Genomic DNA, 12,115 nt, shown 5'->3' on the forward strand with positions numbered 1-12,115 from the left:
GGAGGTCCGGGGCCCGGGCCCCGGGCCCCGGGCCTCCTCCGGGTCCCAGGGTGCCGGGGGAGGTCCGGGCCGGGCGCTTCGCCCGGCTGCCGGCCCGGACCTCCGGTCAGGCGCGCGCCTGCTCCCTGCCCGGCGCGGGTGGGAAGTGGCCCACCTCGACGAAGAAGTCGACGTACCGGGCGAAGAGGCCGTCGGTGAGCGGCGGGCAGTCGACGCCTGTCCCGGCGAGCGCCGCGAGGGTCTCCGAGGTGTCGATCGGCGGGTAGAAGCCGTCGGTGTCCGAGGTCATCATCTCGAAGGCGTGGAGCAGCGGACGCAGTGCGTTGTCGCTGCTCGCGCTGACCCTCTCGTTCCAGCTGGGCCAGTCCTGCTCGTCCAGCGCGTACCCGTGCGCCCGCAGGTTCTCCACGCACTGGGCGAGGCTGAGGGAGCTCTGGTTGAACAGGTGGAACGTGCGGCCGGCGGTGTCCGGCTGCCGGGAGAGGGTGGTGATGGCGGCGCTGACGTAGTCGACGGGCAGCAGGTGGAAGCGGCCACCGGTGCCGCCGGGCACCGCCGCGGACTGGAGGATGCCCTTGAGGCTGAGCCATACGAAGTCGCGGGTCTGGCAGGCGCCGTTGCGTGTGTCTCCGGAGATCACGTCGACCCGGTAGACGGAGACGGGCAGCCCCCGGTCGCGGGCGGTGCCGATGAGCTGCTCGGCGACCCACTTGCTCTGGAGGTATCCGCTGGGCAGTGCCTCGGCGGGGCCCGTCGGGTCGGTCACCTTCAGGGGGACGCCCTCCTCCCGTACGCCGTCGAAGACGCCGACGGTGGACACGTAGTGGACGGGGACGGTGCGGTGACGGGCCGCCAGGCGCAGCACCTCCTCGGTGCCGCGGACGTTGGCGTCGCGCAGTGCCGTGTAGGGATGCAGCCAGTGGACCCGGGCGCCGTTGTGGTAGACGGCGTCCACCGTGTGGGCCAGGGCGTCGAAGCGCTCCTGCGTGAGGCCGAGCCGCTCCTCGGCCAGGTCGCCCAGGACGAGGGAGAGCCGGCTCTCGTCGACCTCGTCCCACAGCCGGTACCACTGCATGTTGGTCCGCAGCCGGTCCCTCGCCTCGTCCTGGTCGGCGCCGCGGACCAGGCAGTGGATGGTCGCCGTGGTCGTCCGCATCAGGTCGCGCAGCAGGAAGGCGCCGAGGAAGCCGGTGGCTCCGGTCAGCAGGATCGAGTGCGGCTCCTCGGCCGGCCGTACGGTCCCGGCCGCAGGGCGGATGTCGTCGGCGAGGCGCGCCTCGGCCGCGAAGTCCACGGTGGGCGGGGCCGGGGTGGTGTCCGGGCCGGGCCCGCCGGCGAGCTGCCCGCAGACGAAGGCGGCGAGGGCGGCGGGGGTGGGGTGGTCGAAGACCAGTGTGGCGGGCAGTTTGGAGCCGGCCAGGGCGCTCAGCCGGTTGCGGAGATCGACGGAGGTCAGCGAGTCGAAGCCCAGTTTCGTCAACGGCTGTCCGGCCTGGATGCCGGAGGTGTCGGCGTGGCCGAGTACGGCCGCGCTGAGGTCGAGAACCGCTTCCAGGACGGCCTGTTCGCGCTCTGGCCCCTCGAGCCCGGCGACCAGGTCGGCGAGCGAGGCGGTTGCGGGTGTGCCCTTCTCGACGGCGGTCCGGCGTGCGGGGGCGGGTGCGAGACCGGTGAGGACTGCCGGGATGCGGCCGGGCTGTTCGCGCAGGACGGCGATGTCCAGGGGGGTCGCGACGACGGCCGGGTGCCCGAGGGCGATCGCCCGGTCGAGCAGGGCGGGTCCCTGGTCCTGGGGGACGGGGCGGAATCCGCTGCGGGCGATGCGGGCGAGGTCGCTCTCGCCGAGGTGGCCGCTCATGCCGCCGGACTGCTCCCAGAGCCCCCAGGCGACGGAGGTGGCGGGCATCCCGTGTGCGTGCCGGTGCTGGGCGAGGGCGTCCAGGAACTGGTTGGCGGCGGCGTAGTTGGACTGGCCGGGGCCGCCGACGACCGCGGCGATGGAGGAGAAGAGGACGAAAGCGGTGAGCTCCTTGTCCTGGGTGAGGCGGTGCAGGTTCCAGGCGGTATCGGCCTTGGGGCGCAGCACGCGGTGCAGCCGTTCGGGGGTGAGGGTGGTGACGAGGCCGTCGTCCAGGACGCCGGCGGCGTGCACGACGCCGGTGAGCGGGAGGCTGTCGGGGATCGTGCCGAGGAGTTCGGCGAGTGCCGTGTGGTCGGCCGTGTCGCAGGCGGCGATGGTGACCCGGGCTCCGAGGGCGGTCAGTTCGGCCGACAGTTCCTGGGCGCCGGCGGCCGCGGGGCCGGTGCGGCTGGTGAGCAGGAGGTGGCGCACTCCGTGTGCGGTCACGAGGTGGCGGGCGAAGAGGGCTCCGAGGCTGCCGGTTCCGCCGGTGATCAGGACCGTGCCGTCGGGGTTCCAGGCCGGGGCGGTGCCGGGGCGGGGGGTGACGGCCCGTGCGAGGCGGGGGACGTACACCTGTCCGGCGCGCAGGGCGGCCTGGGGTTCACCGGAGGCGGCGAGGGCGACGACGTGCCCGCCGTTCGCGGGGCAGGGTCGGCGGGCCGTGCCGGTGTCGGTGCGGGCCGGCGTGGTGTCGGTGTCGGTGTCGATGAGGACGATGCGGTCGGGGGCTTCCGACTGGGCGGAGCGGAGCAGGCCCCAGACGGCGGCGCCGGCCAGGTCGGTGACGTCCTCCCCCTCACGGGTGGCGACCGCTCCCGAGGTGACGACCACGAGCCGGGTCTCCTCCAGGCGCTCGTCGGCCAGCCACTCGCGCACCAGCTTCAGGACCTTCTCCGTCGTGGCGTGGACCGAGCCGGGCAGGGAGCCCGCCGGTTCCGGCCGGGTGCGGAGCACGACCAGGGGGACTGTCCGGCCGGCGGCGACGGCCGCGGCGACTTCGGCGGGGCTGGTGAAGTCGCCGTCGTCGCCGAGTGCGGCGGGGGTGATGCCCTCCGCCGCTTCTACGGCCAGGGGCGTCCAGCCCATGTGGAACAGCGCGTCGTCGTGCCGGTCGGCGGCCGCCGCGAACGCGCGGTCCTCGACACCGCGCGCCGACGCCGCGGTGATGAGGGCCACGGGCTGTCCGGAAGGGTCGGCTATTTCTATGCGTGCGCCGCCGTCCCCCGGCGTGATGCCGATCCGGAGTGTGGTGGCACCGGTCGCGTAGAGCCGTACGCCGTGCCAGTGGCCGACGAGCGGGCTCCCCTTCGTCACGGCGGGCAGGAGGGGGCGTACCGCCGCGTCGAGGAGTGCGGGGTGCAGGGTGAAGCCGTCGGTGCCGGTCGGCTGGGGCAGGGCGGCTTCGGCGAAGAGTTCGCCGCCGCGGCGCCAGGCGGCTGTGAGGACCTGGAAGGTGGGCCCGTATGCGAGGCCTGCTTCGGCGAGTCCGGCGTGCAGCTCGTCGAGGGCGATCTCCTCGGCGTCGGCGGGCGGCCACGGGGCCGGCTCGAACGCGGGGCCCTGGGCGGTGACGCCGAGCGTGCCGTGGGCGTGCATGGTCCACGGTGCGTCGGGGTCGTCGGGGCGGCCGTGCACGGTGACCGGGCGGCGGCCTGTGGGGTCGGGGGCGCCGACCTCGACCTGGAGCTGGTGGGTGCGGGCCTTGCCGAGGACGAACGGGGTGTCCATGACGAATTCGTCGAGGGTGGTGGCCCCGGACTCGTCGCCGGCCCGGACGGCCAGCTCGACGAGCGCTGCGGGGGCCAGCACCACGGAACCGGAGACGGTGTGGTCGGCGAGCCAGGGGTGGGTGCGGGCGGAGAAGGTGCTGGTGAACACGGTCCGGTCGGCGCCCGCGAGGGTGACGGCGGCGCCGAGGAGGGGGTGGCCGGTCGGGCGGAGGCCGTGTCCGGCGGTGCGGGGGGCTGCGGCCGCCGAGTCGATCCAGTAGCGCTGGTGCTGGAAGGCGTAGGTGGGCAGTGGGATCCGGCGGGCACCGGTGCCGGAGAAGAACGCCTTCCAGTCGACGGGGACGCCGTGCTGGTGGAGGAGGCCGAGTGCCGTGACGACCGTATCGGTCTCGGGGCGGTCGCGGCGGGCAAGGGCGACGGTGGTGGGGACGAGGTCGGCCGCGAGGGCGGAGAGGGTGCTGTCGGGTCCGATTTCCAGCGTGACGGTTACTCCCTGGGCGGCCATCGTGTCGACCGCGTCAGCGAAACGCACCGTCCCACGCACCTGATCCACCCAATACCCCGCCGACCGCAACTCCTCACCCACCGCCACCCGGCCCGTCAGCGTCGACACCACACCAAAACGCGGCACCCCGAACGAAACCCCCGCCAACGCAGCCCCGAACTCCTCCAGCATCGGATCCATCAACGGCGAATGAAACGCATGACTCACCCGCAACCGCCTCGACCCGAACCCCCTCCCCTCAAGCTCCGCCACCACCTCCAGCACACCGGCCTCCACACCCGAGACCACCACCGACCCCGCACCATTCACCGCAGCAACAGCCACCCCGGCCCGACCCCCCAGCAGGGAAACAACCTCCTCCTCCCCCGCCCGGACCGCGACCATCGCCCCACCCACCGGCAACGCCTGCATCAACCCCGCACGCGCCACCACCAACCCCACCGCATCCTCAAGCGACAACACCCCCGCCACATGAGCCGCCACCACCTCACCCACCGAATGCCCCACCACAAAATCAGGACACACACCCCACGACTCCACCAAACGAAACAAAGCAACCTCCACCGCGAACAACGCCGGCTGAGCCCACCCCGTCTCATCCAGACCCACACCCGACACAATCACCCCACGCAACGAACCACCCAAAACCTCATCAAACAACCCACACACCTCATCAAACACCCCCGCAAACACCGGAAACACCCCACACAAACCCACCCCCATCCCCACCCGCTGCGCACCCTGACCCGTAAACAGAAAACCCAACCGACCGTCCTCAACCGCCCCCGTCACCACACCGGCCCCCTGTTCGCCGTCCGCCAGCGCGCGCACCCCCGCCAGCAACTCCCCACGGTCCCGCCCCGTCACCACCGCACGATGCTCCAGAACCGCCCTCCCCGCCGCCAGGGAGAAACCCACATCCAGCGGGGAGAGGCTCGTGTCGGCCGAGATGTGGTCGAGGAGGCGGCGGGCCTGCTCCCGCAGGGCCTGCGGTGTCCTGCCCGAGATCGGCCAGGGGATCACGGGCAGGCCGGCCGTCCCGGCCGGCGCCGGCTCGGCAGGCTCCTCCGCGGGCGGCTGCTCGATGATCACGTGGGCGTTGGTGCCGCTGACGCCGAAGGCGGAGACGGCGGCCCGGCGGGCGCGGTCGGTGGCCGGCCATGCGCGGGCCCCGGTGAGCAGTTCGACGGCGCCGGAGTCCCAGTCCGCCATCGGTGTGGGGCTCTCCACGTGCAGGGTGCGGGGCAGCACGCCGTGCTCCATGGCCTGGATCATCTTGATGACGCCGCCGACGCCGGCGGCGGCGACGGTGTGCCCGATGTTCGACTTGAGGGAGCCGAGGTAGAGGGGACGGCCTTCGGGGCGGCCCTGCCCGTAGGTGGCGAGGATCGCCTGTGCCTCGATGGGGTCGCCGAGGCGGGTGCCGGTGCCGTGTGCCTCGACGGCGTCCACGTCGGCGGTGGTCAGGCGGGCGTCGGCGAGGGCCTGGCGGATGACGCGTTCCTGGGAGGGGCCGTTGGGGGCGGTCAGGCCGTTGGAGGCACCGTCCTGGTTGACGGCGGAGCCGCGGACCACGGCGAGGACCCGGTGGCCGTTGCGGCGGGCGTCGGACAGCTTCTCCACGACGAGCATGCCGACGCCCTCCGACCACGAGGTGCCGTCCGCGTCGGCGGAGAAGGACTTGATGCGGCCGTCGGGCGCCAGGCCGCTCTGCCGGGAGAAGTCGATGAATCCGCCGGGGGTCGCGGTGACCGTGACGCCGCCGGCCAGGGCGAGGTCGGACTCGCCGGAGCGCAGCGACTGGATCGCGAGGTGGAGGGCGACGAGGGAGGAGGAGCAGGCGGTGTCGACGGAGAGGGCGGGGCCTTCGAGGCCGAGGCTGTAGGCGACCCGGCCGGAGGCGACGCTGCTGAGTTTGCTGGTCAGCAGATAGCCCTCGAACTCCTCGGGTCCGTGCAGGCCGAGGTAGCTCTGCTCGATGATCCCGGCGAAGACGCCGGTGCGGCTGCCGCGCAGGGTGTCGGGGTCGATGCCGGCCTGCTCGAGCGCTTCCCAGGAGGTCTCCAGGAGGAGGCGCTGCTGGGGGTCCATGGCGAGGGCCTCGCGGGGCGAGATCCCGAAGAACGCGGCGTCGAAGAGGGCGGCGTCGTGCAGGAAGCCGGCCTGGCGGGTGTAGGAGGTGCCCAGGTGGCCCGGGTCGGGGTCGTAGAGGCCCTCCAGGTCCCAGCCGCGGTCGGTGGGGAAGTCGGTGATGGCGTCGGTTCCGGAGTCGACCAGGTGCCACAGTCCGTCGGGGGACGTCACTCCGCCGGGGAAGCGGCAGGCCATGCCGACGACGGCGATCGGCTCGGACTCGGCCGCCTCGAGTGCGGCGATCTTGCGGTTGGCCTTCTGCAGGTCGACCGTGACCCGCTTGAGGTACTCGACCAGCTTCTCTTCGTTCGACGGGTTGGACATCGGGTTGATGCTCCTCGGGCGGAAGGCTGAGTGGCAGGGGGCCGGCCGGTCCGGCGAGGGGCCGCCGGACCGGCTTGGGGTTCCGTGTCCGCCACCGGGGCGGACCGGTCGCTAGGTGGCGGGGTTGCCGAGTTCGTTGTCGATGAAGCTGAGGAGTTCGTCGACGGAGGCCGACTCGATGGCGTCGGACGGGTCGGGCAGGCCGGTCCCGGGCGCCGGGGCCGTGGCGCCGGTCTCCTCGACTCGGGACAGCAGTGCCCGCAGGCGGGCGGAGACGGCGGAGCGGCCCTGGTCGTCCTGGGGTGCGGCGGCCAGCGTCCGTTCCATCCGGTCCAGTTCGTCGAGCAGTGTCCGGTGGGCGTCCGGTTCCTGCGGTGTGAGGCGGTCCCGCAGGTATCCGACGAGGGCGGCGGGGGTGGGGTGGTCGAACACGAGGGTGGCGGGGAGCTTGACCCCGGTGGCGGTGCCGATCCGGTTGCGCAGGTCGACCGCGGTGAGGGAGTCGAAGCCCAGGTCCTGGAAGGCTCGTCCCGGTGCGATGGACTGGGCGTCGTTACGGCCGAGGACCGCGGCGACATCGGTGCGTACGAGGGTGAGGAGCAGGTGTTCCTGTTCCGCCTCGCTCAGTTCGCCCAGTCGTGCGGCGAGGCCGGCCGCCGGGTCGTCGGCGGAGGGGCCGGCGGGTCCGGAGTGGGCGACGCGCCGGCCCGGTAGTGCCGCGAGTTCGCTCAGCAGGGCGGGGATCCGGGTCTGGGCCCGTACCGCGGACACACCGATCGGTGTCGCGACGAGGGCGGCCCGGCTGTCGGCGGTGGCCCGGTCGAACAGGGCGAGGCCTTCGACGCGTGCGATCGGCCGGAAGCCGTCGCGGGCGAAGCGGTTGAGGTCGCTCTCGGTCAGGTGGGCGTTGATGCCGCCCAGTTGCCACAGGCTCCAGGCGATGGAGGTCGCCGGCAGGTCCTGGGCGTGCCGGTGTGCGGCGAGGGCGTCCAGGAAGGCGTTGGCTGCCGCGTAGTTGGCCTGGCCGGGGCCGCCCAGGACGCCCACGGTGGAGGAGAACGTCACGAACGCCTCGAGTTCCAGGTCCCGGGTCAGCTCGTGCAGGTGCCAGGCGGCGTCCGCCTTGGGTCGCAGTACGTCGGTGAGTCCGTCGTCGGTGAGTGCGGGGATCAGCCCGTTGTCGAGTACGCCGGCGGTGTGCACGACCGCGGTCAGCGGGTGTTCCTGCGGGATGTCGGCGAGTACCCGGGCGAGTGCGTCGCGATCGCTTGCGTCGCAGGTGGCGACGGTGACGTGGGCGCCGATGCCCCGCAGGTCGTCCAGGAGGCCTGCCGCGCCGTCGGCCTGTTCCCCGGTGCGGGAGAGCAGCAGGAGGCGGGTGGCGCCGTGTTCGGCGACGAGGTGGCGGGCGAATTCGGCGCCGAGGGTGCCGGTGCCGCCGGTGATGAGGACGGTGCCGTGCTTCCAGACGGGGGCCCGGCCGGTATGTGTGCCGGTGGCGGGGACTCGTCGTAGGCGGGGCAGGAGTGTCCTGCCTTCGCGCAGGGCGGCCTGGGGTTCGCCGGCGGCGAGGAGGGCGGGCAGTGCCTGGGGGGCGGTGATGTCGGCGTGGGCCGTGGTGTCGGTGTCGGTGTCGATGAGGACGATGCGGTCGGGGGCTTCCGACTGGGCGGAGCGGAGCAGGCCCCGGACGGCGGCGCCGGCGAGGTCGGTGACGTCTTCTCCGTCGCGGGTGGCGACCGCTCCCGAGGTGACGACCACGAGCCGGGTCTCCTCCAGGCGCTCGTCGGCCAGCCACTCGCGCACCAGCTTCAGCATGGTGCGGGTGGCTGTGTGGGTGGCGGCGATCCGGTCGGTGCCGGGGTGTTCGGGGGGCCAGGGCAGCAGGACCGCGTCGAGGTGGGTGCCGGAGGCCAGGGCGTCGGCCACGGCTCGGGGGTGCGGGTAGCGGTTTTCGCCGGTGGTGTCGGGGTCCAGGACGGCCCAGGCGGGCGGTGGGGCGGTCTCCGGCAGTGCGGTGGGGGTCCAGTCGAGGTGGAAGAGGGATTCGCGTCCTGTGCTGTCGCCGCCGACGGCGGCTGTGAACTGTTCGTTGGGTATGTCGCGGAAGACGACGGACTCCACCGAGACGACCAGGTTGCCGGCCGCGTCGGCGAGTTGGAGTGAGTAGGAGTCGTCGTTGATCTCTGCGACCCGTGCCTTGACGGCGGTGGCTCCGGTGGCGTGGAGGCGTACGCCGTACCAGTCGGCGGGGACCGGGACGGTGCCGGATGCCGGGTCTTCGGGGCGGGTGGGCAGGGCTGCCTGCAGCAGGACGGGGTGCAGTCCGTACCGACCGGCGTCGGTGCGGAGGCCTTCGGGGAGCTGGATCTCCGTGGTCCGGCCGGTCGTTTTGTCGTCCCAGGCGAGGGAGGCTGCGGTCTCGGGCTCCTCGGTGAGGTACCAGCCCTCCGCGTGCATGGTCCATGGTGCGTCGAAGTCGTCGGGGCGGGAGTAGAGGCACAGGCAGTGCCGTCCGGTGTCGTCCGGGGTTCCGGCCCTGACCTGGAGCTGGATGTTGCCTTCGTGCGGGAGTACCAGGGGGACCTGGAGGTTGAGTTCGTCGAGTGCCGGGTGGCCGATCAGGTCGCCTGCGTGGATGGCGAGTTCGACCAGGGCCGATGCCGGGAGGACGGGTGAGCCGAGCACGACGTGGTCGGCGAGCCAGGGGTGGCTCTGCAGGGAGAGGCGGCTGGTGAACAAAATCTGGTTGAAGCCGGCCACGGTGATGGGTGATCCGAGGACGGGGTGGCCGGTGGTGGGGGCGTCGTGGCTGTGGGCCCCGGGGACGGGTCCGGGTTCGAGCCAGTAGCGTTGGCGTTGGAAGGCGTAGGTGGGCAGCGGTACCCGACGGGCACCGGTCCCCGCATACAGGGCCCGCCAGTCCACCGGCACACCCCGCGTGAACAGGGCACCCACCGCCGACAGCAGCGACACCACCTCGTCACGGTCCCGGCGCAACGCCGGAACCGCACCCTGCGCCAGCACCGACAGCACCGCGTCGGGCCCGATCTCCAGAAACGACGTCACTCCCTGAGCGGCCATCGTGTCGACCGCGTCAGCGAAACGCACCGTCCCACGCACCTGATCCACCCAATACCCCGCCGACCGCAGGTCCTCACCCACCGCCACCCGGCCCGTCAGCGTCGACACCACACCCACCCGCGGCACCCCGAACGAAACCCCCGCCAACGCAGCCCCGAACTCCTCCAACATCGGATCCATCAACGGCGAATGAAACGCATGACTCACCCGCAACCGCCTCGACCCGAAACCCCTCCCCTCAAGCTCCGCCACCACCTCCAACACACCGGCCTCCACACCCGAGACCACCACCGACCCCGCACCATTCACCGCAGCAACAGCAACCCCGTCCCGACCCCCCAGCACAGCCAGAACCTCCTCCTCCCCCGCCCGGACCGCGACCATCGCCCCACCCACCGGCAACGCCTGCATCAACCCCGCACGCGCCACCACCAACCCCACCGCATCCTCAAGCGACAACACCCCCGCCACATGAGCCGCCACCACCTCACCCACCGAATGCCCCACCACAAAATCAGGACACACACCCCACGACTCCACCAAACGAAACAAAGCAACCTCCACCGCGAACAACGCCGGCTGAGCCCACCCCGTCTCATCCAGACCCACACCCGACACAATCACCCCACGCAACGAACCACCCAAAACCTCATCAAACAACCCACACACCTCATCAAACACCCCCGCAAACACCGGAAACACCCCACACAAACCCACCCCCATCCCCACCCGCTGCGCACCCTGACCCGTAAACAGAAAACCCAACCGGCCACCGGCACGCTCACCACGCACCACACCCGGAGCCGTCCCGCCCTCCGCCAGCGCACGCACCCCCGCCAGCAACTCCCCACGGTCCCGCCCCGTCACCACCGCACGATGCTCCAGAACCGCCCTCCCCGCCGCCAGGGAGAAACCCACATCCAGCGGGGACACGTCGAGGTCCGCGGTGAGGCGGGCGTTCAGCCGTCGCGCCTGGTCCCGCAGGGCGGTGGCGGTCCCGCCGGAGACGATCCACGGCATGACGGGGAGCGTCACCGTCCGCGGGGGGCCGTCCGTGGTTCCTTCGGCCGGGGGCGGCTCCTCGATGATCACGTGGGCGTTCGTGCCGCCGAAGCCGAACGAGGAGACGGCCGCGCGGCGCGGGGCCCCGGTGTCGGGCCAGGGCCTGGCCTCGTTGAGCAGGGAGACGGCTCCCGCGTCCCATTCGACGTGGGTGGTGGGCTGATCGCTGTGCAGGGTGCGGGGCAGCACGCCGTGCTCCATGGCCTGGATCATCTTGATGATGCCGCCGACGCCGGCCGCGGCCTGGGCGTGGGCGATGTTCGACTTGAGGGAGCCGAGGTGGAGGGGACGGCCGTGCGGCCGTTCCTGCCCGTAGGTGGCCAGCAGCGCCTGTGCCTCGATGGGGTCGCCGAGGCGGGTGCCGGTGCCGTGCGCCTCGACGACGTCCACGTCGGCGGGGGTGAGGCCCGCGGCGGCCAGGGCCTGGCGGATGACGCGCTCCTGGGAGGGGCCGTTGGGGGCGGTCAGACCGTTGGAGGCACCGTCCTGGTTGACGGCGGAGCCGCGCATGACGGCCAGGACCCGGTGGCCGTTGCGGCGGGCGTCGGACAGCTTCTCCACGAGGAGGAGGCCCACTCCCTCGGCCCAGCCGGTGCCGTCCGCGGCTGCGGAGAAGGACTTGCTGCGGCCGTCGGCCGCCAGTCCGCGCAGCCGGGAGAACTCGACGAAGGCGACCGGTGTCGACATCACGGTGGCGCCGCCGGCGAGGGCCAGGTCGCACTCGCCGCGGCGCAGGGCGCTGGCCGCGAGGTGCAGGGCGACGAGGGAGGAGGAGCAGGCGGTGTCGATGGTGACGGCCGGGCCTTCGAGGCCGTACGTGTAGGCGACGCGGCCCGAGGCGATGGAGCCCGCGCTGCCGCTGAACAGGTAGCCCTCGAAGTCCTCCGGGGGGAGGTGGGGGCGTGAGCCGTAGTCGTTGTACATGATGCCGGCGAACACGCCGGTCCGGGTGCCCTTGAGCGAGACCGGGTCGATGCCGGCCCGTTCGAAGGCCTCCCAGGCGGTCTCCAGGAGGAGTCGCTGCTGGGGGTCGGCCGCCAGGGCCTCGCGTGGGGACATCCCGAACAGTTCGGGGTCGAAGAGGTCGGCGTCGTAGAGGAATCCGCCCTCACGGGAGTAGGAGGTGCCGGTCTTCTCCGGGTCGGGGTCGTAGAGGCCCTCCAGGTCCCAGCCGCGGTCGGTGGGGAAGTAGGAGACCGCGTCGACTCCGTCGGCCACCAGTTGCCACAGGTCCTCGGGCGAGGTGACGCCTCCGGGGTAGCGGCAGGCCATGGAGACGATGGCGATCGGCTCCTGTTCCTTGTCCTCGACCTCGCGCAGACGCTTGCGTGCGTCCCGGGCGTCGGCGATGGCCCTCTTGAGGTATTCGCGGAG

General features: G+C 72.4%; 1 protein-coding gene and 1 pseudogene. Both read right to left on the bottom strand.

The window, feature by feature from the left end; genetic code table 11:
• Positions 1-106 precede the first annotated feature (106 nt).
• A complete protein-coding gene (locus OG927_RS00305) occupies positions 107-6,604 on the bottom strand; it encodes a type I polyketide synthase (protein ID WP_408058125.1) in 6,498 nt (2,165 codons plus the stop codon).
• A 102-nt stretch (positions 6,605-6,706) separates the two neighbouring features.
• Positions 6,707-12,109, bottom strand: a pseudogene (locus OG927_RS00310) (SDR family NAD(P)-dependent oxidoreductase); the annotation flags it as partial.
• Between the last annotated feature and the right edge of the window lie 6 nt (positions 12,110-12,115).

The organism is Streptomyces clavifer, assembly GCF_036345975.1.
Taxonomy (GTDB): Bacteria; Actinomycetota; Actinomycetes; order Streptomycetales; family Streptomycetaceae; genus Streptomyces; species Streptomyces clavifer.